The following is a 22385-nucleotide window of genomic DNA, read 5'->3' as shown; positions in this document are numbered from 1 at the left end:
TGTGATCTCCCCTTGATGATTCCTTTATAAATTGAAATTCACCCAATAGTAAAATTTGTATCCTTATTGGGTGAGCGTATATCTTTACACTCTTTTGGAAATATCTAACTCACACTATATATGAATATGAAAATGCCGTCCATTCCCAAAATTCATACACATCCACCAAAGTGGTAAGTATTATATTCTTGAATCCTATTACTCACTGTGTGGAATAGTATTTATAACAATATTCTAAAAAGGTTGGTGGCATAATGTCTCCTGTAGCAAAGCTGTTTAAATGGGGAACGTGTGTGTATGAGGCTTTTCTGGCTCTGCCTGTCCTCGGCGGTCTCTTTATTATAGCGAATGGTTGGGTCCCTCTTGCCGTTGCCTTTTTGCTCCACGCTGTAGCCATTGTAATCCTGCAAAGAGAGCGGAAACCCATCGTAGGGAATGTTCTAGGCATTATCACCTCGATTTTAGCGTTTATCCCACTCTTAGGTTGGATTATGCATGGCATCACTGCGCTCGTACTGTTGGTTGAAGGGATTTCCTCTTCACGTCAGGCAAATCGTTATTAATAAGAGCACCTAAATCGTCAGAAAAATAACCCGCCCCTATTCAGGAGTGGGTTATTAGCGTTTATTCTTAAATATGATATATACCTTTATGATTGCCCGAGATTGTATCAACGTCCTGCCGATTGGGAATCGGCCCGCCGGGTTCCACTCTCATTAATGTAACGCCCGTTTGCGTTGCCATTGCCATTCTCAAAACGTTTGCGTTCCGTACGCTCCATCTGAACAATCTGACCTTCATGCACTACGATGTGCAAGGAGCCAAATTCCATATCATCCAGAAGCCCTGCAATCCGCGTAAGCCATAAATCATCCACTTTCAGCGGTTTAGCCATTCTCTAGCCTCCCTTTCCCCATCCAAAGGATTATATCCGCCTAAATTCCATAATTCCGTTATTACCAACCCGTATACTATGAATTAACTTAGCACGGAACCAAAAGTACTGTCAATGGGCATTTTTTCGTGATAACCAGCTTTTAATAATCATCGTCACCAAAGCCAACAACAGGAGCAGTGAAGCTACTGCAAAAGAGGCTGAAAATTGATATTCATTGTACAAAATCTCAACATGCAGCGGCAGTGTATTCGTCTCCCCACGTATATGCCCGGACACCACAGAAACTGCGCCGAACTCGCCCATGGCCCGCGCATTACACAAAATAATACCGTACAATAAACCCCATTTAATATTAGGAAGCGTGACTCTGAAAAAGATTTGCCACCCATGTGCTCCGAGGGTAATCGCTGCCTCTTCCTCCTGTGTCCCTTGATCCTCCATCAGTGGGATCAACTCACGCGCCACAAAGGGAAAGGTCACAAACAGCGTGGCCAACACGATGCCTGGAAGCGCAAATACGATCTTGATATCATGGGCGCTCAGCCAAGGGCCAAACCAACCGTTGGCGCCGAAGACGAGCACAAAGATCAGACCGCCGATGACAGGCGATACTGCAAAGGGGAGATCAATCAAGGTAATGAGAAACCCTTTGCCGCGAAAACGAAACTTGGTTACTGCCCATGCAGCCGCTACGCCAAAAAAGGTATTCAGTGGTACAGTGATCGCTGCAACAAGCAACGTCAGCCGTAAAGCGGAACGGGCATCTGGATCGGTCAGAGCAGCTATATATACGTCCCAGCCCTTTTTCAGCGCCTCTGTCAGCACAACAATCAAAGGCAAGGCAATCAGCCAAAAAAGGACTAGTCCAGCAGCTCCGATCAACACCCATTTTACAGCCTTGGTTTCCGTTGTCGCTGGCGAGGACGTATTCTTCTGTAGCCGGGGGGCTTGGAGTGGGATGGTGCCTGCCACAGTTATTCCTCCTTTAAAGGGTTTTACGAAAGCATGATTAGCTTCTGAAAAATGCCGAACAACGGGAAATATGAAGTGTCTTCGAGTGAACTTGGGAGTTATCGGGCGGCTGGAATCGTTCAAACAAGATTACTGGTAATGGATCACTCCAAGGAATATTGGACTTCCGATCGCTGTTATCCTCAGATTTCCTGATTTGAACCGCTCCTCGCGGTAGAAATCCGAGGATAAAGGCGAACGCTGGCGCTTCTCCAGTTCCAAAATTCCTCTCCGCTCCTTTTTACCAGTCATCTGGTTTCAAAACTCGAGATCGCTATCGCTCCTCCAACTACAAAGCGAATTTACTCTGCAACTCCTCAATTCGCCTAAAGATTCTACATTTTACGGAAGCAAGTATGCTTCGTAAAATAAAGTCGTCATTTACCTGTTCGGTTATAGCTTCGCTAAGAATCGCGCAGCAAACAAAACTTCCAAATTAAATACTTGCAATATAGAGAGTCAAAACCTAAAACCTACCGAGAAGTCTTACGCACCCAACGCTGGAGCGTATTAATGACTAACAGCATTAAGAAGGAAATGAGCAGCAGGAGCAACGCAACGGCGGTAGCACCAGCGTAATCATACTGCTCCAGTTTCGACATAATAAGCAAAGGAGCAATCTCCGTTCTCATCGGCATATTACCGGAGATGAACACGACAGAGCCGAATTCACCAATACCACGGGCAAATGCCAAAGCAAAGCCGGTTAACAACGGCGGGAACAACTCAGGCAGTACTACTGAACGAAAGGTTCTCCAGCGGCCTGCACCGAGGGTTGCCGAGGCTTCCTCCATATCTCGGTCCAAATCCTCCAGCACCGGCTGTACCGTTCGCACGACGAACGGTATCCCGATGAACATTAAGGCAAGGGTAATGCCAAGCGGAGTAAATGCCACCTTTAATCCTAGTGGCTCAAGCCACGCCCCGATCCAGCCATTTGTGGCATAAAGAGCCGTCAAGGAGACACCAGCTACAGCTGTCGGTAAAGCAAACGGAAGATCGATCAGCGCATCAAATATTCTTTTGCCCGTAAATTCGTAACGCACTAGTACCCACGCCAGCAAGAGACCTAGAATAGCATCCACAAAAGCAGCAGCCGCTGCCGTAGACAGGCTGACACGATACGAAGCCAATACACGCGGATCGGTAGCTACATCCCAGAATTTCGCCCAGCTCAGCCCAGTAGAATTGAACAACAATGCTGAAAGTGGCAAGAGTACCACGAGACTCAGGTAAAGTACGCTGTACCCCATCGTTATCCCAAAACCGGGTAGTATCTTTCGCCGCGTTGTCGCCGATACAGCTGTAGTCGTTGCGGTGACATTCATCCCCTATTCATCCTTTCTCGCCTTCGGCAGGTTAGCCGATCAGCCCCTTACTAGGGACAAATCTCTTAAAGAAAAATATAATTTTCGTTTTATTAATCTGTTATTTAGCACCCGGCACATAGATCTTGTCAAAGATCCCGCCATCGTTAAAATGCTTCTCTTGCGTTTCTTTCCAGGTTCCGAATTTATCAGCCAATGTGAAGAGCTTTATTTCCGGAAACTTATCTTTATATTGTTCTTTCACGCTTTCTAGCGTTGGACGGTAGTAGTTCTCAGCCGCGATTTTTTGTCCTTCCTCCGTATAGAGATACTTCAAGTAAGCCTCGGACACTTCACGTGTATTTCTTTTATCCACAACCTTATCTACTATTGCTACCGGCGGTTCAGCCAGAATGCTCTCAGATGGATTTACGATATCGAATTTATCTGGACCAAGCTCTTCTACAGAAAGGTAAGCTTCATTCTCCCATGCAATCAGCACATCGCCAATTCCACGCTCTACAAAAGTGGTCGTAGAACCGCGCGCACCCGTATCTAGCACCGGAACATGTTTGAACAATTCTTTTACAAATTCCTCAGCCTTAGCTTCATCGTTATTGTTGTGGTCTAGCGCGTAACCCCACGCCGCCAAGTAGTTCCAACGTGCGCCACCTGATGTTTTCGGATTTGGTGTAATCACTTCTACCCCTTCCTTAAGCAAATCCGGCCAATCTTTGATTCCTTTTGGATTTCCTTTGCGTACTAAGAATACGATCGTCGAGGTGTACGGTGAACTGTTATGATCAAATTTACTTTGCCAGCCTTCATTAATAAGTCCCTTTTCCTGCAAGGCATCAATATCATAACCAAGTGCTAAGGTCACAACATCCGCTTCCAGACCATCAAGTACAGCACGGCTTTGTTTCCCCGATCCACCGTGGGATTGTTTAATGGTGACCTTCTGTCCTGTTTCTTTCTCCCAATAGGCAGCAAAAGCTTTATTATAATTCTCGTACAATTCGCGAGTAGGGTCATAAGATACGTTCAGTAGTTCTACTGGATCTTTAGATGGAGTTTTTGTTGCTTCAGCCGCATTTGTAGCCTCCGCTGAATTGGTTGTTGCTGGTGCGTCTGTTGCCGAACTAGCACTATTGCCGTTGTTGTTATTGCTGCCGCAAGCAGCAGTAAGCCCTGCCGTCAGCAACAAGCTAAACCCTACAAGAAGCCCTTTATTCATCTTTTTCTTCATCTTTTCCACTCCCCCATGTTTTTCTTGCCTTCATTTCTTTCCTGTGGATAACAAAAAGAACGGAGGAAAGCCCACGTATGGCAGGTCAAACCGGTCCTATGACACGTGTCTGCGAGCCTAATGCAGGCGTTCCTCCGTCTGTACGGTAAGAACTTTCTTCAATTATTCCTATCTACTTAGTTGGTTTATATGGATATAATACTGAAACCCTTTAACCGTGTCAAACCTTTTTTTTCCAACCAATGACAAAGGAATCTTTCAAATCCCACGCTATACAGGCAATGGTGTGGGTTCCTGTAAGATCCACTTGTTATTGATGCTATAAAGTAATATTATTGCTACAGCTTATGGTCTAGAGAAATTACCGCTTAATGTCGGGAGTGAGAATCATGGGTATGGATTTAGAGTACGTCCCTGCGCCGATAAGACCACGGCTTCATAGGAGAATGACTCAAGAAATTAGTCGAAGAATTAGGGGAACTTACCGTTATGATACAACGGTCTGGAGGACAGCAATCGCTGGTCTTTGGATCGTTTGCTTTTTAGCCTTCACCACTGCCGTATTAGGTATACCCACTGGATTAGGGGTGCCAACAGATATTGCACTTGCTGCAGGTACGAGTACCATTCTGCTGGCCATTGCCAGCAATATCATTGCTGTACTGATCGCGTTGACCGGACTGCGCATCCCACGATTATTCGCAGGTTGTGTATTGAGCGATGTTGGAGCGATTCTACTAATCTTATATTACGCAGATTTTGAGATTGAAGCTGCGGTTCTCATTGCTGTTCTACTATCAGTATTAGGTGCATTGGGCGGATTAGCCATCGGTCTGCTGCGCAGCAAAAGAATAACCATGGGACTTCTGCTTACCATTACGGTAACTTTTTCCCAACTTGCTCTGGCAAACGGAGTGCAGGAAATACCTACTTTGGAACCCATTGATATCAGTGATTCCGATGTGATTCCGTTGACAGCCGCAAGTCCGTCACAACGTGGCAATCAAGCCTATCAGACCTTCACTTATGCCAGCGGTAAGGATCTGCATCGGACCGAATACGGCAAGGATACCAATGTGATCTCTTCTACAGTAGATGCTTCTGCTTATATTAAGGATTGGTCAAAACTCCGCACTTTATTCTGGGGTTTCGATTATAATGCACTTCCACTGAACGGCCGAGTATGGATGCCTGAGGGCGAAGGTCCCTATCCGGTAGTTCTGATGGTGCACGGAAATCATATGATGGAAGATTACTCTGACGGAGGGTACGCTTATCTCGGTGAACTCTTGGCCAGCCGGGGGTTTATCGCAATTTCCCTGGATGAGAATTTCCTGAACTATTCTGCTTGGTCCGGTATTCCGGACAATGATTTCAAAGTACGGACCTGGATCATTCTGAAACACCTGGAACAGCTAGCAGCTTTCTCGGATGAACCAGACAATCCTTTTTATCAAAAAATAGATTTCACAAAAACCGCCCTGCTCGGCCATAGCCGTGGAGGACAAGCTGTTGCTATGGCAGCAGACGCCGAACGTTGGTTCAAAAATGATCCCGTTATGAAGGCAGTAGATCGTTTTAATATAGCCTCTGTGGTCGCCCTTGCCCCTACGGACAAAACGATAGACGATCAGCAAGCCCGTCTCAAGGATGTCAATTATTTGACTCTGCAAGGGGCTCGTGATGGGGATGTACATGATTTCTATGGTGATCGGCAGTATATACGTACTTCCTATTCTCCAGGATCCTCCGCTTTCAAAAGCTCGCTGTATATTGCGGACGCCAATCACAGTCAATTCAACAGCGATTGGGGCGCGTATGATCAGACATTACCTGCTGGCCTCTTTTTAAATCGAGCGCAAATTATGGATGCAGACAAGCAGCGGCAAATCGCTAAAGTGTATGTGTCAGCTTTTCTGGAGACCACTTTGCATGGAAAAGACGAATACCAGAGCTTGTTCCGGGATTACCGCAGCGGACTGAAATGGCTACCGGAGACCACTTACTACAATCGATTCCAGGATGGGGGATATCGGCCAGTAGCCACATTTGACGAGGACCGCAACAAGAATACCGTTAATCTCGGAACAGCAGAAGCATCCGGATTATCCTGGTCGGAAGAGCTCGCGAAGGATCGTGAATCGAAGAGCAAAGCCACATATGGTGTCGTTCTTGAACGCACAGCCAAAAAAGACGAGGAAGCTTATTACAACATTAAGCTTAAAGACAGTATTGTTACTGAAATGGCCCTTTCAGACGCAGATGGCCTTACATTTTCCTTAGCAAACCTCAATGGTGATATCAAAGATGAACTAAGTATTCCGCTACCTCCCAATGTAGAGGTTGAGTTAACCGACAAAAATGATACCTCAGCACGCTTGCCGTTAAGTGAGGTAATGGATATTCTTCCACTTCCGCAAACTCAGTTCACGTTATTCCCATGGCTTGAAGAACGGATTAATGATGGGAAGTACGGTGATCTGTCCGAAGCTATATTTCAGACCTATGAGATGCCGTTTGAACAGTTTCAGGAGGAAGAACCTGAGCTAGAGCCTGAGAACCTGACGGAAATCACCTTCTACCTTGAAGCCGAGGGAGATAAAATCATGCTAGATGACATAGGCTTTTACGATCTAGGAATTCGAAATATGTTTTAAGGTAACTTGCCATTATACCATTTAAGGCCTTCCCCTCAGCACATGTACAGCTGATTGGAAGGCCTTTTATTTTGATGAATTTCGGGGAATAGCCCCTAATATTGAAACATACAATAACCTATTCCCAGCCTACACGGCTTGAATACAGACCGGTGTCTTTATCTTCAGCTCGTTCCCTGTAGGAATTAATCTGCCACTGTCACTATCGATGGAGAACGAAGTAATAATATCACTATTTTGATTCGCAGCGAGCAGCTTGCCACCAATAATGGCGAAATTACGCGGAGTACGTCCGCCTGTAACCTGCCAATCTACCGCTTCAAGATGACCTGTTGAACCCTCAATATGGAACAAGGCGATACTATCTTGTCCCCGGTTTGAGACATACAAGAATTTACCACATGGCGATACATGAATATCGGAAGCTGTATCATCACTACCCGCATTATATTGCTCTGGAAGCGTGCTGACATGCTGTAAAATGCTGAGGTTTCCATTCTGCTCATCATTAGCAAATACCGTTACGGTACAGTTTAGTTCATTCGCCAGATAAATCCATTGTCCTGAAGGGTGTACCGCCAGATGGCGTGGGCCTGAACCTGGTGGAAGATTAATCTCCCGATGCTTAGACAACTTACCTTCTTCAAGGCGATAAATCAGGATTTGATCCAGTCCCAAGTCGCAAACCAGTATATGCTTGCCGCTTCCATCCGGAATGACGGAGTGTGGATGCGGAGCTTCCTGACGGTCTTCACGAATTCCTGAACCTACATGTTTCACTTGATCAGACATGACCTGAAGCGAACCATCCTCATTTACAGGAAATACGTTGGCATTGCCACCGGAATAATTAGAGACGAATATGTAATCTTGCTTAGGACTGATCGAGACATAACAAGGAGCGCCACCTTCCGTAGGACGACTTCCAAGTGGACTCAACGCTTTAGTAACAGGATCAATAGCAAAAGCATAGACCTCGCCCTCATCCTTCTCACTAACCGCATAGAGCACGCTGCCTGTGCTGTTTACTGCTAAAAACGATGGATTCTCAATGCCCTTAGTACCCTCAAGAATCTTCATTTCCCCTGATGAAGGACTAAGTGAGCAGAGTAGAATAGCTTCCTCACCTTCAGGGTTGTACGTTCCCACATAAAACAATACCTCATTAAGCCGTTCCATAGTAGCGACTCCTTTGTTTGTATAAATTGTATTCACTTCTTAATTACCCTTTACTGATAGCAACTCACTCAGTATTTTATAATATTTTTTCACTATAGCATGTTTATAGTTGTAATACATTATCGAGTTCAATTTTGAAGCCATTTCCTAACTCTCCCGGCAGTAGTAAGTTTTTACAAGTGGTTTAAACATGATTGGCAAGGTTAATAGTAGACATCGAAAACAACAAAACGAAGGAGTTGAAGTAACATGAGTTTTTTATGGATGTTAATTGTTGGTGGGATCATTGGTTGGTTAGCGGGTCTGATTATGGGCAGAGATATTCCAGGCGGGGTAATTGGTAACATTATCGCAGGTATTATCGGTTCATGGCTCGGTGGTGTGCTTCTGGGAAGCTGGGGACCTAAAGTAAGTGATTTCTATTTCTTCCCTTCTTTGATCGGGGCCGTTGTTCTGATCTTTATCGTCAGCCTTATTCTTCGCTCAACAAATGGACGTAGCCGTTCATAAGCTCAGGCTGAACCAATAATTATTGGACTACTTATATTATTAAACAAATAGCAGGTCAAGGTTAACTACCTTGACCTGCTATTTGGTGTTTTCGGCCTCTTTCTACTTAATGTAGTATGCAGTGCTTTTCACGGAGCTACTACCTCTATACAGCCGCTACACTTCAATGTTCTGCCATCGTTTTTCTGTTATAATGAAGATACAAGTGACTCAAATCATAGAGAGGTCGTGAATCATGGGTAGCATTAACCCCTCACTCCTACATATCGGCTCCACTATAGGGACCTTGCTCATGGCGCTAATGGTTATTTTCATTCGTCTAAAAGCTAGCGCACGTCCGGTTACCATTCGAAAAATATGGATTCCACCTCTCGGGATGTCGACTGGCTTTGCCATGTTCGTTGTACCTGAAGTTAGGTTTCCTTTATGGTGGGCAGCACTCGCCTTTTTGATTGGCTGGTTCATCTTCGCGTATCCTCTAATGCGCAGCACAAACTTCGAACAACGGGATGGACAAATTTATGCTCAGCGTTCTAAGAGCTTTGCTTTCATTCTGCTCGGACTCCTTTTAGTTCGCACCTTACTTCATGAATTTATTAATAGTTATGTCAGTATCCCTCAGTCCGGTGGGTTATTCTTCATCTTAGCCTTCGGAATGATTCTTCACTGGAGATTCTTTATGTACAAACGTTATAAAGCTATGACCTCCTCGGAGGCACAGTCCTTACAGTCATAAGTATATATTGTTATTCTAAGAAGCCATTTCAATTCATACGATTGAGATGGCTTCTTACGTGGATGAATACCTTGTAGGAAAAAACATTTTTGTGTCCGATGTTAGGTAACTTGTGGAGGGATACGTTAAAATATATGCATACCTAACAATAGAAAGCGAGGTCAAGGCAATTGAAAAGTAAATCAAGAAAAGTTGCCATCGTCGGTGCCGGGATGGTCGGTTCCAGCTGCGCCTACTCCATGGTCAATCAGGCAATTTGCGACGAGATCATGATGATCGACCGCACCTATGACCGCGCTATGGCACAAGCACTTGATCTCTCACACTGCATGGATTTCACAAACACACGCACCAAGGTGTACGCCGGAACCCATAGCGACTGCGCAGGAATGGATGTAGTTATCTTAACCGCCGGCGCTAATCCAAAGGCAGGGCAGACAAGACTTGACGTCCTGGAAGCTTCTGCAGTCATTACTAGAGAAATTATTACCAACATTATGGCTGGGGGATTCGATGGAATATTCGTAGTCGCCGCTAATCCAGTCGATATTGTCACTTATATGGTATGGAAAATATCAGGGCTGCCTCGCCACAGAATTATTGGTACAGGAACCTCCATTGACTCCTCGCGCCTAAAGACACTACTGTCTGATGTTTTCTCCATCGATCCACGCAGCGTAAACGGCTACGCACTTGGAGAACATGGTGAATCCCAGTTTGTAGCTTGGTCACATGTGACGATTGGCGGCAAGCCCATCCTGCAAATTATGGATCAGCATCGCGAGCGGTTCCAGCATCTGGATCTGGAGGATATCTCCCGCAAGACCAAAGATGCGGGCTGGGAGATATTTACCAAAAAAGGCTCCACACATTTCGGTATTGGCAGCGCACTGGCTTACATTACTCGTTCCATTCTGAATGATGAGCATAAGATCATTGCCGTATCCGCAATTCTGGATGGAGAGTACGGGCAAAGTGGTATATGTACCGGCGTACCTGCCATTATTGGCAACACTGGAATTCAAGAACTACTGGAGCTTAACCTAAACACAGATGAAGCGGAGAAATTCAACGCCTCCTGCAGCATTGTTCGCTCAGGCATTGAGAGCCTACACTTGGAAGACAGCATTTAATCTCCTGCAAACGGAAAAAATCGCTCTTTGGGGATCGGTAGATAACACCAATACCCTAAAGAGCGATTTTTTTATCCTTGATCTTTAACCTTTAATGCTCGGATACTGTTCAGTACAGCCAGCACGGTTACCCCAACATCTGAGAATACAGCCTCCCACATCGTGGCAATCCCAAATGCGCCGAGAATAAGAAATATAGCTTTAACACCTAAAGCGAAAATAATATTTTGCCATACGATCATCCGTGTACGCTTGGCAATGCCGATAGCAACAGGAATCTTCGAAGGTTCATCGGTCATAATTACAATATCTGCCGCTTCAATCGCAGCATCGGAGCCCAGTCCGCCCATTGCGATCCCAACATCTGCTCTAGCTAGTACTGGGGTATCGTTAATTCCATCACCGACAAAAATAATTTTCTCGCGATGTGACTTTTCACGATCCAGCTTCTCGATGGCCTCTACCTTATGCTGCGGCAAAAGCTCCGCGTGAACCTCATCTACACCTAACTGCTTCCCAACATCTTCAGCTACAGAAGAAGCATCGCCAGTTAACATCACCGTTTTACGGATGCCAAGCTTCTTGAGGCTCTGAATAGCCTGCTGCGAGTCCTCCTTCACTTCATCAGCAATCACCAGATAACCCCCATACTGATGATCCACCGCGATGTGAACAACTGTACCGCTTTGCGCTGGCACGTCATAAGTTATGCCCTCTCGCTCCATCAGACGCGCGTTACCTGCAAGTACGGTCTTGCCTTCAATCGAAACCTCGATTCCATGACCGGAGATTTCGTTGTAATTCGAGATCGTTTCCTTAGAAATCTGTTCTCCATAAGCCGCCCTAATCGATTCGGCAATCGGATGGTTCGAATGGCTCTCCGCATAAGCAGCTGTCTGCAGCAATTCATCCTTAGACTTGCCACCTGACGGATAAATTCCTGTAACCTTAAATTGCCCCTTAGTCAACGTTCCGGTCTTATCAAAGACAACTACTTTCACATCATTTAACGCTTCAAGATAGTTGCTTCCTTTAATCAGAATACCACTGCGTGAAGCTGCTCCAATCCCTCCGAAGAAACCAAGTGGAATCGAGACCACAAGCGCACATGGACAGGAGATTACGAGGAATACAAGCGCCCGGTAAATCCAATCTGAGAAGGTTGCCCCGCTAATCACTAACGGAGGAACGACAGCTAGCAGCACAGCTGTGATCACTACTATAGGTGTGTAAGCCCGTGCAAACTTAGTAATAAAGTTCTCTGTTTTGGCTTTGTTGCTTGAAGCATTCTGTACCAACTCCAGAATTTTGGATACGGCTGATTCACCAAAGGTCTGTGTGACTTGCATCGTAATAACGCCGTTTCGATTAATAAATCCACTTAATACTGTGCTTCCCGGTCCAGCCGAACGCGGTACAGACTCCCCGGTAAGTGCTGATGTATCCATCATGGCGCTTCCCTCAAGGATCGTTCCGTCCAGAGGTACCTTCTCACCCGGTTTCACAACAATCACATCACCGATCGACACTTCCTCAGGAGAGACTCGTTTTAGATCATTTCCAAGCTTAAGGTAAGCAAATTCGGGACGGATATCCATAAGTGCCGTGATAGATCGACGTGAACGGTTTACTGCTAGACCTTGGAACAACTCTCCGATTTGGTAAAAGAGCATAACCGCTACGCCCTCTGGATACTCACCAATCGCAAAAGCACCGATGGTTGCAAGAGCCATCAAGAAATTCTCATCAAATACCTGACCCCGGATAATGTTCTTAACCGCCTGCCAGACAACTTCACTACCCACGATGAGATAGGCTGCTAAGAAAATCAGCAGTTCTACTACACCCTCCACCGGTAAGAATATTCCGGCAAGCGCGAGTATCCCACCGCCACCTAACCGCAGTAGAATCTTACGGGTATCGCCTTCTCCATGCTCGTGGCTGTGGCCATGGCTGTGACCATCCGCATCATCATGCTTATGTCCGTCTGCAGCCTGATGATCGTGTTCATGGCCATGTTTGTGATCCTCTCCATGCTTATGACTACCGTTATTCTGCAGCTTGCGACTGCCCTGAGTCTTCTCTCTTACATTTACATGGGGCTCAAGCGCCTTCACCGTTTTCTTTGCTTCAACAATCGCCGATTCCTCATAACCTGCGGCGGTTTCCATCGTCATTGTCTTCGTAACAAAATTAACGGAACAAGACGATACGCCCTCGATTTTCTTCACTTTATCTTCGATTTTCCTTGCGCAATTGGCGCAATCTAAGCCTTCTAATTCCCACTGACGTTTTACTTTTCCTTGCATCGTATCCATACGGCACATCTCCTCAAATAAAAACCATATATGAGCACTTGTTCATATGTTTTCTTATTGCTATTATATTCCCTTTATTTTTGAAGGTCAATACGTCATATACACCATTTTTCTCCGCTCTCATAAAAATTAAATAAATTGATTTTTTCGTGAAAATATGGTAAATCATGTATGATTGCACCCGAGATGAATTGGCAACTAAATTACACAGAAGGAAGGATGAATGTAGACCATGTCAAAGCTAGCCAAGACGTCTTCTTTTTCACAGAAATACCCAGTTTGGACCGTTGTTATTATTGAGGTGCTGTTACTTTTAGCTGTATCTGCCGCCGGGACTTACGCTACAATTAAAGAGCTTTCGTATACCGCCCCTGTACTGATCTCCTTTATTCCAATCGCGCTTGTACTGATCATCTACTTCACGGTTAAGAACAAATGGAGTGATCTTGGCTTCCGTCCTCTGAATACCATTTCCTCTGGGAAGTGGATTTATTACGCACCTCTAGCTGTCGTCCTGATCACCATATCCTTTAAAGGTTTTCGTGAGATCAGTAGGTCTGAGGTGTTGTTCTTTATCTTCTTCACCCTGCTTGTAGCCTTTGTGGAAGAAAGTATTTACCGCGGATTGATTTTCAAGACTTTACTCACTAAGGGCGCTAAAACGGCTGTGATTACTTCAAGCATACTCTTCTCTATTACCCACTTGCTTAATGCTTTATCCGGTACAGACATGACGCAAATCCTCCTACAGCTCGTATATTCTCTTCTGATCGGTTTTGTGCTTACCTTGTTGATGCTGAAAAATAATAATATTCTACCGCTGATATTGTTTCATTTTGTACATAATCTAATTCAGTTTGTTGGTAACGATAATACAAGCGAATATATGGGGATCGATCTATTCATCCTTCTCGTACTCGCTGTGCATTGTCTCTGGCTGGCTCTATCCTTTAGAAAACCAACCCTATCGAGCAACCTAAATCAATCTAGTTAACGCAAAAGAGCGGTTCTCCAATAATCGGAGAACCGCTCTTTTTTGAAAAGTACAGCTATTCATGACGGACATGTTCATGCGTCTGCAGAAAAATCTGCTCTACATGCGCATCGTTGAGCGAATAGAATACCGTCTTTCCTTCTTTACGACGCTTCACAATTCGTAAATTCCGTAAATAACGGAGCTGATGGGATATCGCAGATTGTCCCATATCAAGGATCACGGACAAATCGTGTACACATAATTCTTTCTGGGACAAAGCGTAAATGAGCCGCACTCGTGTGGGATCACCCAACGCTTTGAACATCTCTGCCATTTTATCCGTTATTTCTCGGTCAGGCAGAATCAATGCAATGGATTCCGGTTCAAGCTCCGAACCCTTGCATGTGTTATCGCAATCTTCTAATGCCGTTGGCTCCATGCTATCGCCTCCTCCACCAGCTAGTCAGCTTTGCTGATTGTTTTCCTCAATTATATGAAAACCAGCTCTGGATGTCCATGGAGAAGGCGTTTATAAGAATCGCTGTAAATCAGACCGCTTTACGATAAAAGGAGAATAGTCCTGCCGCAAAAAACACAATAAAACTACCGCCCACTACCATCATCAGCGTTTCGAACGGTAAATTAAAAGCCCCAAACGTGTCATCACCATACGGCATCATAGCCAACATCGGTTGTACCCAAGGATAATAGGGGCCATAGGTTGAAGAATTGGCGATCAGCATATTAGGAATGGTCAGACTCACATTCAGCGCCAGCGGTGCGCCAAAACTGCTCCAGCCTTGAGAGATAGCCAGTTGCAGTGCAGCGAGTGGCAGACAGGCAATAAAGCCGCCAAATACCGAGCTAAGCAGCAGCGACCAAGGGATCGAATCCGGAATATTTCGGAAAAAACCCATTCCCAGCACCATCACCAGGAACGTTAGTTGAACCGCAGCCAGCAATCCGATAATCATCACATATTTTGAGAGGTACACTGATAACCGAGTCACAGGCAGAGACAGCAACATCTTCCAGCCTCCGTCATGATGCTCATAACGACAGATCAGCGCTGCGAAAATACCCGAAAGCACAGGTAGAAACAGCAAGGCATGCATCATGGACATCACATTTAACAACAGTTCCCAACTCATCTTCTCCCCTTGATTATCCGCCAATGCCCCGGGAAGTAATGCTAAAATCGGACTGCCTATAACTAAAAGCCAGACATATGATTTAGACATTTTTAATCGTTCTGCCGACAACACTCTCCAAAATGAATTCATCGTTAATCCACATCCTTTCGTGCGAAGTGCAGTGCACCCGGCAAAAGAATCAGCAGCCCCAGCAGCAACCCTGCACCGCTAAATAAGAGACGATGCGAAGATTCCCAAGCCATATATGGCCATGTTAAAGGAACCCACTCCGAAAGTAACATGGAGAAGATAGACACCAGAGATAAGGTTATTCCAAGAGCAACTGGCAATGTCTGATTACGGTTAGCCAGAGAAAGCCACAGCTGCAAAGCAATAACCGGCAATGCTGCAATATAGGACATAAAGCCAATTCGTAACACATCCAAATACGGAATCAGTTCGACCTTGAAGCCCAAAACAAGCCCTAAACCAACTGTACCCACCGAGAGCAACAAACAAGAAACCGCCACTAGCACCAAACATAACACCAGCTTAGCCATAAATACTGAAGTACGTGAGATAGGTAGTGCCAAGAGCTGCTTCCACGAGCTCATCTGATGTTCTACATTTGCAATCAACGAGCATACTAAGGTCCCTCCAAGAAAGAGAGCAATGGGCACAAATGCAGCCACATTGTTCAGAAGCCCACCCCATAAATCTGCACTATACTGCTCGCGAAGATAATCATAACGAAGGCCGAAGTTCAAGCCTTGCATGGCTACAAGTCCAAGCGGTCCAAGAAACACTAGAAACCAGAGTCCCTTGCCACGGATTTTGAGCCAATCCGCCGACAGTGCCCGCCACATCATGATTCCTCTCCTCCTACAACCTGCAGGAAGAAGTCCTCAAGTGATTGTCTCCGCTCCTCTACACGATAAATAGCATGCCCATTCTCTACCAAGGCTTTGACTAACAAGGCAACTCTTGCATCGATCATCCGGGAGAAGACTAGCTTTTGGTCTTGAAGTATCCCTGTGTACCCCCGTTCTTCAGCAAGACGCAGCGCGGCCTCCGGGTCCGAGACTGCTAACCGCATTTCTCCCCCGGCTTGCCGCTGCAGATTCGTTATACTATCTTGGTACACCATTTGCCCTTGACGAATAATCCCTACGGTATCCGCCATTTGCTCAATTTCACTAAGCAAGTGACTGGATACTACGACGGTAATCCCTTGCTCCTGCGGCAATCGTTTAATCAGTCCGCGAATTTCCTGAATCCCTGACGGGTCAAGTCCGTTCGTCGGCTCATCCAGAATAAGCAGCTCCGGTTCCCCGAGCAAGGCAGCAGCAATACCTAGTCTCTGCTTCATCCCAAGGGAGAACCCTTTAACTGGACGCTTCTCTTCCCCTGTTAAGGAAACAATATCTAGCACCTCAGCAATCCGTGACTTCGGAGCACCAAGGATACGCCGGATGGCTTCAAGATTATCCACAGCGCTTAAGTGCCCGTAATAGGATGGAGACTCGACAAGCGACCCTACCTTCCGCAAAATTTGCAGTTTATGCTTGCGAAGATCCTGGCCGAAGACTTCAATCCTTCCTGATGTTGGAGTGATCAGTCCAAGCAGCATACGAATTGTTGTTGTTTTCCCTGCCCCGTTCGGGCCAAGAAAGCCATAGATCTCTCCCTTGCGGATGTTCAAATTTAAATTTTCCACCGCAGCCCGGCCACGGTATTTTTTTAATAAATCCTTCGTTTCAATCACTGTTTCTTTCATGTTCCTCACCTCGGTAATTAGCATAACGTCCCAAGGTTAAGAACAAGGCGGCACGAAGTTTAAGTTTTGTTTAAATTTGACGATATGGATGTTCAATGAAAATAAAGTCCTAGACCGCCGCTGTTTAATCAGCAAGATTTCTTAGAACAACGGCATAAGGGTAAGGCTTGGACTTGGTAGCCACTCCGTCCTTCTGTAGTCTGCGGCTTCTCACAAAGGCAACAGTATGGGCGGCGATCGACGAGCGCTGTGCGAATCAGGCATTCAACATTACGAACGGCGACCTGTTTCGTTGGAATGAGTTATAGCCGAAAATCGCTCAATACTTTGGCATGGAAACAGCGCCTCCGTTGCAGATGTCTCTAGACGTTGTCATGGCGGACAAGGAGCAGCTTTGGAACAAAATGATTGAGAAGCATAGGCTTGCTCGGCATTCCTATAAAGACGTATCCTCTTGGCTATTCGGCGATTTGCATGGGACTACGATTTTTTTGCCGACGGAACTACGGCTCGACGTTTAGGCTTTCACGAATTCGTCGATACCGAAGAAATGTTTATGAACATCTTTGACGACTTCCGCAAGCGTAAAGTCATCCCGTAAATTACCGTATAAATTAAGAATGCCTACCTTATACGTGCTCAACATTTGGTTTTGTTTTATGTGGTTTTAAGCTTTGCAGCGTTTCTAATTTTACGCCTAAGAATCTCCGTTCTGTCCATTCGTGCTTTTGATTAAACACAAATGACCCGCAGGAGGGGACACTTTTTAAAAGTGTTCCATCTTACGGGTCACCATTCAGAATCGAGGTTTTTGTACTCCTATTCTCCGACCAACCCAACACTGATTGTATTGCCTCGAACAAATACCTGGAAGAACAGTTTAGTTCAGTCCTTGTCCTTTTTAGTGTAATTCAACATGATCGTTTTTGGCTCTGGATTATCCATTGGGTTCTATACCTCATGCGCCTTGACTTGTTATTTCTTCGATGGTGTTTCATTTTTGTGTTCAATAATTTGTAATACTTTTGGTTCAATAGCTTTTAACTGTTGTTCATTTGAACGATTACTTTTAGGAACTTCACCATTAATTTCACCTTGAATTTGTCCATCAACCTGTGTTTTTGCAATGACATCAATTACTTGTTGTTTAGAGACATTTTTAGATGCTGCAATCTCCACAACAGATTTACCTTTTGCTAATTCTTGTTTTAATTCTTCTGGGCTAATTTTTAGTAAAGAAAACAGTTTTGCATCATTTAGATAGGCATCAGCAGAATAATCAGGCTTACCATTTCTAGAGAAAAAACCTTCTACTTTAATGTTTGAAGGTGTAGTCTCACCTCCGATCAGAGAAACACTGATTGTATTGCTCTGAACAAATACCTGATAGAACGGTGTTTTTGATCCCTTTTTGGTGTAATTCAACATAAACGTTTTTTGATCCGGGTTCTCCATTTTCTCCATAGCAAATTCGTACTCTTCGATGTTGCCATACATTTTATCAATTAGATAATCTACCTTCGACTTGATTTCCTGATCGGATAAAGTAGTGATTGGCTTCTCTTTAGGCTCCCAGTTCTCTTGAATCACGTGTTCAATCGCACCCGTAATACTGTTTGTATGAAGGGTAATCTTTTTACCGGTTCCTTCTTTTTCCTGCAGTATGATGCTTGTTTGGACACCTTGAACGCTGCTTGCATCGATTATCTCAAAAGATTTTGTTTCGGGAAATGTGCTATACAGCTTCTCAAGTGTTGCTTTGCCAACCTCATCCACCTTGACTTGTTCAGCAGTCATTGGTGTTCTAGTAAACATTTCAATCAGGGTAGGGGCCGCATATGCTGCGGTTGGAATTAAAATCGCAGCAGCAACTATTCCACCAATTAATCGTTTTTTCATGGTTATTCCGCTCCTTTTTGGTTGCAAATATTGAGAATAGGATTGTTCTATTCGTTTGGAAATAGCCGGAGGGCACTCCATAGTTTCTGCCTCTTTGTGCAGATGTTCACGGATTTTGCGTTCAGTTAGCATTGATCTTTTCCATCCTTTCTGGGGGGAGATTCCATAAGTTTTTTCGAAGCGCCTGAAGGCCAGCATGATATCTGGACTTGACTGTACCCAGCGGAATATCAAGCAATGTCGCGATTTCCTCAAGAGTATAGTCGTGAAAAAAGCGGAGGATAATCACCGTTCGCTGTTTGTCGGTCAGTTTTTGGATTGCCTTCGATATCATTTGGTTCGTCCCATCCATCAACACAGCAGGTTGATCCCAATGAGACTCTTCCCGAGAGAAGGCACGAATGCGTTCAAAAATTCGGAATCTCCGCCAGCTCTTGACCCGAAATCTCTGCACTTGACGGATTACCAAGCCGTGTAGCCAGAAGTGGAAAGGTCGGTTCGAATCGTAGTTAGCTAGTGATGTCCACATTTGCATATAGATCTCATTCATGACATCTTCCCGATCCTGCTGATGATCCACCAGAAAGGAGACTGTCCGGTAGACGTCCTGATAGGTGGCATCATACATCGTATGAAACGCCTGTTGATCACCGTCTTTCATTTTTATGAGTAACTGGTACATGTATTCACTTTGCATTCAGAGGGCCCTCCTAAGTAAGCTGCTTACACACTATATTGTCTCTCTATCAAAAAAAAGTTCGGTTTCCTTTGTTTTTTTTTGCAAAAGGCTGATTGTCGGCGGCCATCGATCAGGAAGACTACCAGAAGTGCAACGCCCCATATGGCAGCCGTGGCCTGTCTAGTGCTTTATTTTTCAGTCTAATCACACTGATCACTTGCTGTCGTAAAGGGGTATCAAGTATTAAACATTACGTCCACTACGAGAATAAAACAAAAGCCGGATTCCTTAGAGTAGGAAAACCCGGCTTTTGTTTTATTGGATAGTCCTTAGCGTATATTTTCGTTAAAATGTTGGCGGGGCCCCTGTAAGCATTGAATTAGCCAGAACGGTAGCCTTTCCCTCGTACTTTCTCTCTATATGCGAATCCCCCCAACGGCACATCAGATGTAGGAGTTCCTTTAGACTCCAGCTCTTAAATTCATTATTACGTTTCTTACCGAATGTCAGATGAAAGAGAATAACAGGTTTCCATTTCCCACCATCACCTCTAAAGTTGCCTCTACTGCAGTATTGTATATTTTTTCAGTCTTTTTCACACAACTTGCCCCTTTTCGAAATATTTCAACACAGGTCATTGGTAACTCCTGAGAATTGGAACCATTAAATAGCCCTATTAAACATTATAACTACAACCAAATATATTACGCTATTCTGCTCGTTAGTTGTTAAAACAGGTGCCGTTGAGCTCGTTTTTATTGACTATTTTTTTCCCGTGAGAGCTTAATGACGATGGTAAGTCTAAGATTTTATTTTCTTTCTACAGCGGATTAAAGATTACTACGGAAGTTCCATCTCCTGTACTCTCCATATCCCACTCTAACTCCATATGCTTCATTAACAGATCCACGATGGACAGCCCTAATCCTGCCCCTTTGTAATCGGATGGACTCTGGATACCTCTGCCGTGATCCGTAATCAAAATAACACGTTGCCCATTACGGGACTCCGTAGAAATCCCTACATAAAGACCACTGCTGGCATGACGTACAATATTCTGAAACAGATTATCAAGAATACGGCGGAACCAGACCTCATCCACCATCCAGAACAGCGGATCAGCCTCCAAGTCAATATCGATCTCGAAGTTCTCTTTTTCCCATACGGGGTACCAAGCAGCAGCACTTTCCCGCAACAAGCGCAAGACATCTTTACGCTCCTTCTTCAAAGTGATTCGTCCGCTGTTGAGGAGATTGTAGGATAAAAGATTCTCGATCAAGACGCTAAGATCTGCTATACGCTTATCCATTAGCTCTAAGGACTGTTGTCCTTGCGGGGTTAAGCTCTCTTTAGTCATTACATGGATGTGGCTGCGAATAACCGTTAGTGGTGTACGCAAATCATGAGATAGGTTAGATACTAGACGTTTACGCAGCTCTTCCTCTTCGATTTCCCTCTTTCGACTTTCGTCAAGCTTCGCCACCATCGTGTTAAAAGCTTCCTCCAGTCTGCCAATCTCATCCAGCTTGCCCGTCATAATAGACTTAGGCATTCTATCCGGTCCCGTAATCGTCATCGCGGTTTGCAGCTGTAGTAGCCGTTTGCGTATTTTTCTAAAGAACAGCAAAGAAACCAGTGCGAACCCTCCAAAAAGTACAAAGAGCACAAAGTAATACAAAGCCCAAGCCCCGACTCCCCCATAAGCCCCTTTGTTGAGCAGCTTGTTTGGAATTTGCATTACCATAAACCCTTTACCCGCATCCACTCGGTCTCCCATGAAGGCGACGATGGCTAAAGGATCACGTTTTGTACTTTCTTTCATAAAAAAAATAGCCTCAGCCGCCGTCCACTGCTCCGGAACTCCGCTGCCATGATCCGGATTGCCTTCATCAGGTGTGAGAATCAACTGGGTCATTCCCTGCCCATCTACCCAAAACATAGTAGCCTCAGTGTATTTCCGGCTCATTTCATGTAGCCGCTCATTTATGCCTTCTGAAGAAGCATCTTCTAATTGAAGCGCCTCTTTATGCCACATGGTCTCCAGCGCTGCAACACTCGAATACAGAGAGGTGTCTACAGTTGGAGCCCCTTTAGTCACTTCATTAACCATATTGTAGAGAACAAAAGATAACGGCAGGACCACAGGGATAAAAAGCAGTGCAGAAACAATAATAAGCAAATATCCCGATAGCAAAGAGGAGTTACGCTGCTTGCGAATGCGCCCTAACCCCCTCATGCTCTTACCCGATATCCGATCCCCCGGACAGTTTCTATAATTTCGGGATTGCCCGGATCAAGTTCTAACTTTTCGCGCAAATATCGTATATGTACCATTAAAGTTTTATCCCCTTCGAGATAGGCTTCTCCCCAGACGGCTTCATAAATCTGCTCCTTCGTCATAATCTGGCCGAGATGACGCAGCAAATAAGAAAAAATCTGAAATTGCTTACCCGTAAGCATGACTTCTTCCTGTGTCTGAGCATTTATTACTCGGTTATCCCCTTCATATACGACTAGGTGTTTAAGCGTGAGCGAATCCTGAACAGATGCCCCATTCCGCCTGAGCAACACTTCAATTCTGGCAGCCAATTCATCCGGATGAAAAGGCTTCGTCAAATAATCATCGGCGAATTCAAGCCCCTGCAGTTTATCATCAATAGAGGTTCGCGCAGAGAGCATCAAGATCGGAATCTTAGGGTACGCCCGCTTCAATCGTTGTCCGACAGTAAAGCCATCCAGGCCCGGAAGCATTACATCCAGAATGGCCAATTGACAAGGCGCCGCTTCCTCCGTCGCTCCCTCCCCGCTCCGCAGCCAACGCACACTATAACCACGCTCACTTAAATCCGCAGACACGACGCTGCCGATTTCATGATCATCTTCAATATATAACAGAGTAACGGTCATGTATTTTAAGTCCTCC

General features: G+C 45.1%; 23 protein-coding genes. 7 read left to right on the top strand and 16 right to left on the bottom strand.

From position 1 onward, the window contains the following. Positions 1-254 precede the first annotated feature (254 nt). Positions 255-563 carry a hypothetical protein gene (locus NST34_RS02190; RefSeq protein ID WP_076285185.1) on the top strand — a complete coding sequence of 103 codons (309 nt, stop codon included), beginning with the start codon at positions 255-257 and terminating at the stop codon, positions 561-563. A gap of 107 nt (positions 564-670) precedes the next feature. Here the strand turns inward: NST34_RS02190 and NST34_RS02185 are convergent, their stop codons facing one another. The 5 genes from NST34_RS02185 to NST34_RS02165 all read right to left on the bottom strand — a co-directional run bounded on the left by NST34_RS02185 (position 671) and on the right by NST34_RS02165 (position 4465). Further along, positions 671-895 carry a YezD family protein gene (locus NST34_RS02185; protein ID WP_042184406.1) on the bottom strand — a complete coding sequence of 75 codons (225 nt, stop codon included), beginning with the start codon at positions 893-895 and terminating at the stop codon, positions 671-673. Positions 896-1006: 111 nt separating this feature from the next. Next, a complete protein-coding gene (gene cysW, locus NST34_RS02180) occupies positions 1007-1870 on the bottom strand; it encodes a sulfate ABC transporter permease subunit CysW (protein WP_042184404.1) in 864 nt (287 codons plus the stop codon). Positions 1871-1999: 129 nt separating this feature from the next. Then, complete coding sequence (locus tag NST34_RS02175; RefSeq protein ID WP_341127041.1) at positions 2000-2161, bottom strand: hypothetical protein; 162 nt, start codon at positions 2159-2161, stop codon at positions 2000-2002. Positions 2162-2382: 221 nt separating this feature from the next. Beyond that, positions 2383-3237, bottom strand: a complete 855-nt coding sequence (gene cysT / locus NST34_RS02170; RefSeq protein WP_341127040.1) for a sulfate ABC transporter permease subunit CysT — start codon at positions 3235-3237, stop codon at positions 2383-2385. Positions 3238-3337: 100 nt separating this feature from the next. Continuing rightward, positions 3338-4465, bottom strand: a complete 1128-nt coding sequence (locus NST34_RS02165) for a sulfate ABC transporter substrate-binding protein (protein WP_042184400.1) — start codon at positions 4463-4465, stop codon at positions 3338-3340. Between the two features lie 389 nt (positions 4466-4854). Between NST34_RS02165 and NST34_RS02160 the strand changes: the two genes are divergently transcribed. Beyond that, the gene (locus NST34_RS02160) at positions 4855-7122 is read left to right on the top strand and encodes a poly(ethylene terephthalate) hydrolase family protein (protein WP_341127039.1); all 2268 of its coding nucleotides are present in this window, start codon (positions 4855-4857) and stop codon (positions 7120-7122) included. 129 nt (positions 7123-7251) lie between these two features. On the opposite strand, the gene NST34_RS02155 is transcribed toward NST34_RS02160, so the two are convergent. Beyond that, complete coding sequence (locus tag NST34_RS02155; protein ID WP_076300104.1) at positions 7252-8301, bottom strand: lactonase family protein; 1050 nt, start codon at positions 8299-8301, stop codon at positions 7252-7254. Positions 8302-8550: 249 nt separating this feature from the next. Here NST34_RS02155 and NST34_RS02150 point away from each other — a divergent pair, with 249 nt between their 5' ends. From NST34_RS02150 to NST34_RS02140, 3 genes are all read left to right on the top strand, one after another. Continuing rightward, positions 8551-8811 (top strand): GlsB/YeaQ/YmgE family stress response membrane protein, encoded by a 261-nt coding sequence (locus tag NST34_RS02150; protein ID WP_042184394.1) that lies wholly within the window; start codon positions 8551-8553, stop codon positions 8809-8811. A 235-nt stretch (positions 8812-9046) separates the two neighbouring features. After that, positions 9047-9547 carry a CcdC family protein gene (locus NST34_RS02145; protein WP_341127038.1) on the top strand — a complete coding sequence of 167 codons (501 nt, stop codon included), beginning with the start codon at positions 9047-9049 and terminating at the stop codon, positions 9545-9547. 170 nt (positions 9548-9717) lie between these two features. Then, positions 9718-10680 (top strand): L-lactate dehydrogenase, encoded by a 963-nt coding sequence (locus tag NST34_RS02140; protein ID WP_341127037.1) that lies wholly within the window; start codon positions 9718-9720, stop codon positions 10678-10680. Positions 10681-10751: 71 nt separating this feature from the next. Here the strand turns inward: NST34_RS02140 and NST34_RS02135 are convergent, their stop codons facing one another. Continuing rightward, entirely contained in the window at positions 10752-12998 is a 2247-nt protein-coding gene (locus tag NST34_RS02135; protein ID WP_341127036.1) for a heavy metal translocating P-type ATPase, read from the bottom strand. Between the two features lie 232 nt (positions 12999-13230). On the opposite strand from NST34_RS02135, the gene NST34_RS02130 reads away from it, so the two are divergent. Next, positions 13231-13992 carry a CPBP family intramembrane glutamic endopeptidase gene (locus tag NST34_RS02130; protein WP_341127035.1) on the top strand — a complete coding sequence of 254 codons (762 nt, stop codon included), beginning with the start codon at positions 13231-13233 and terminating at the stop codon, positions 13990-13992. A gap of 55 nt (positions 13993-14047) precedes the next feature. On the opposite strand, the gene NST34_RS02125 is transcribed toward NST34_RS02130, so the two are convergent. The 4 genes from NST34_RS02125 to NST34_RS02110 form a co-directional block, all read right to left on the bottom strand. Then, a complete protein-coding gene (locus tag NST34_RS02125; protein ID WP_042184384.1) occupies positions 14048-14413 on the bottom strand; it encodes an ArsR/SmtB family transcription factor in 366 nt (121 codons plus the stop codon). Positions 14414-14522: 109 nt separating this feature from the next. Beyond that, a complete protein-coding gene (locus NST34_RS02120) occupies positions 14523-15257 on the bottom strand; it encodes an ABC transporter permease (protein ID WP_076285177.1) in 735 nt (244 codons plus the stop codon). Between the two features lie 2 nt (positions 15258-15259). Further along, positions 15260-15976, bottom strand: a complete 717-nt coding sequence (locus NST34_RS02115) for an ABC transporter permease (protein WP_076285176.1) — start codon at positions 15974-15976, stop codon at positions 15260-15262. Continuing rightward, on the bottom strand, positions 15973-16884 hold the full coding sequence (locus tag NST34_RS02110) for an ABC transporter ATP-binding protein (RefSeq protein ID WP_042184378.1): 912 nt from the start codon (positions 16882-16884) through the stop codon (positions 15973-15975). Before NST34_RS02110 ends, NST34_RS02115 begins: the two co-directional genes overlap by 4 nt. Before the next feature lie 332 nt (positions 16885-17216). Between NST34_RS02110 and NST34_RS32070 the strand changes: the two genes are divergently transcribed. Continuing rightward, positions 17217-17405 (top strand): hypothetical protein, encoded by a 189-nt coding sequence (locus tag NST34_RS32070; protein ID WP_445667649.1) that lies wholly within the window; start codon positions 17217-17219, stop codon positions 17403-17405. Here NST34_RS32070 and NST34_RS32065 read toward each other — a convergent pair. The 5 genes from NST34_RS32065 to NST34_RS02080 all read right to left on the bottom strand — a co-directional run bounded on the left by NST34_RS32065 (position 17402) and on the right by NST34_RS02080 (position 22369). Further along, positions 17402-17530, bottom strand: a complete 129-nt coding sequence (locus tag NST34_RS32065) for a hypothetical protein (protein ID WP_445667648.1) — start codon at positions 17528-17530, stop codon at positions 17402-17404. The genes NST34_RS32070 and NST34_RS32065 overlap by 4 nt on opposite strands. 329 nt (positions 17531-17859) lie before the next feature. Continuing rightward, on the bottom strand, positions 17860-18915 hold the full coding sequence (locus tag NST34_RS02100) for a hypothetical protein (RefSeq protein ID WP_341127034.1): 1056 nt from the start codon (positions 18913-18915) through the stop codon (positions 17860-17862). Then, entirely contained in the window at positions 18905-19480 is a 576-nt protein-coding gene (locus NST34_RS02095; RefSeq protein WP_076285175.1) for a sigma-70 family RNA polymerase sigma factor, read from the bottom strand. The genes NST34_RS02100 and NST34_RS02095 overlap by 11 nt, the downstream gene beginning before the upstream one ends. Before the next feature lie 802 nt (positions 19481-20282). Continuing rightward, entirely contained in the window at positions 20283-21698 is a 1416-nt protein-coding gene (locus tag NST34_RS02085; protein WP_076300097.1) for a HAMP domain-containing sensor histidine kinase, read from the bottom strand. Continuing rightward, positions 21695-22369, bottom strand: a complete 675-nt coding sequence (locus tag NST34_RS02080; protein ID WP_341127033.1) for a response regulator transcription factor — start codon at positions 22367-22369, stop codon at positions 21695-21697. The genes NST34_RS02085 and NST34_RS02080 overlap by 4 nt, the downstream gene beginning before the upstream one ends. Positions 22370-22385 lie beyond the last annotated feature (16 nt).

It is taken from the genome of Paenibacillus sp. FSL H7-0714 (assembly GCF_038003765.1).
Taxonomy (GTDB): domain Bacteria; phylum Bacillota; class Bacilli; order Paenibacillales; family Paenibacillaceae; genus Paenibacillus_AQ.
This window is presented reverse-complemented; position numbering and strand designations above follow the sequence as displayed.

Bases quoted from the DNA above. Each gene is read 5' to 3' on its own strand.
- NST34_RS02190 (WP_076285185.1), top strand. From the start codon at position 255: ATGTCTCCTGTAGCAAAGCTGTTTAAATGGGGAACGTGTGTGTATGAG.
- NST34_RS02185 (WP_042184406.1), bottom strand. From the start codon at position 895: ATGGCTAAACCGCTGAAAGTGGATGATTTATGGCTTACGCGGATTGCA.
- NST34_RS02175 (WP_341127041.1), bottom strand. From the start codon at position 2,161: ATGACTGGTAAAAAGGAGCGGAGAGGAATTTTGGAACTGGAGAAGCGC.
- cysT (WP_341127040.1), bottom strand. From the start codon at position 3,237: ATGAATGTCACCGCAACGACTACAGCTGTATCGGCGACAACGCGGCGA.
- NST34_RS02165 (WP_042184400.1), bottom strand. From the start codon at position 4,465: ATGAAGAAAAAGATGAATAAAGGGCTTCTTGTAGGGTTTAGCTTGTTG.
- NST34_RS02160 (WP_341127039.1), top strand. From the start codon at position 4,855: ATGGGTATGGATTTAGAGTACGTCCCTGCGCCGATAAGACCACGGCTT.
- NST34_RS02155 (WP_076300104.1), bottom strand. From the start codon at position 8,301: ATGGAACGGCTTAATGAGGTATTGTTTTATGTGGGAACGTACAACCCT.
- NST34_RS02150 (WP_042184394.1), top strand. From the start codon at position 8,551: ATGAGTTTTTTATGGATGTTAATTGTTGGTGGGATCATTGGTTGGTTA.
- NST34_RS02145 (WP_341127038.1), top strand. From the start codon at position 9,047: ATGGGTAGCATTAACCCCTCACTCCTACATATCGGCTCCACTATAGGG.
- NST34_RS02135 (WP_341127036.1), bottom strand. From the start codon at position 12,998: ATGGATACGATGCAAGGAAAAGTAAAACGTCAGTGGGAATTAGAAGGC.
- NST34_RS02130 (WP_341127035.1), top strand. From the start codon at position 13,231: ATGTCAAAGCTAGCCAAGACGTCTTCTTTTTCACAGAAATACCCAGTT.
- NST34_RS02125 (WP_042184384.1), bottom strand. From the start codon at position 14,413: ATGGAGCCAACGGCATTAGAAGATTGCGATAACACATGCAAGGGTTCG.
- NST34_RS02120 (WP_076285177.1), bottom strand. From the start codon at position 15,257: ATGAATTCATTTTGGAGAGTGTTGTCGGCAGAACGATTAAAAATGTCT.
- NST34_RS02115 (WP_076285176.1), bottom strand. From the start codon at position 15,976: ATGATGTGGCGGGCACTGTCGGCGGATTGGCTCAAAATCCGTGGCAAG.
- NST34_RS02110 (WP_042184378.1), bottom strand. From the start codon at position 16,884: ATGAAAGAAACAGTGATTGAAACGAAGGATTTATTAAAAAAATACCGT.
- NST34_RS32070 (WP_445667649.1), top strand. From the start codon at position 17,217: ATGGAAACAGCGCCTCCGTTGCAGATGTCTCTAGACGTTGTCATGGCG.
- NST34_RS32065 (WP_445667648.1), bottom strand. From the start codon at position 17,530: ATGTTGAGCACGTATAAGGTAGGCATTCTTAATTTATACGGTAATTTA.
- NST34_RS02100 (WP_341127034.1), bottom strand. From the start codon at position 18,915: ATGCTAACTGAACGCAAAATCCGTGAACATCTGCACAAAGAGGCAGAA.
- NST34_RS02095 (WP_076285175.1), bottom strand. From the start codon at position 19,480: ATGCAAAGTGAATACATGTACCAGTTACTCATAAAAATGAAAGACGGT.
- NST34_RS02085 (WP_076300097.1), bottom strand. From the start codon at position 21,698: ATGAGGGGGTTAGGGCGCATTCGCAAGCAGCGTAACTCCTCTTTGCTA.
- NST34_RS02080 (WP_341127033.1), bottom strand. From the start codon at position 22,369: ATGACCGTTACTCTGTTATATATTGAAGATGATCATGAAATCGGCAGC.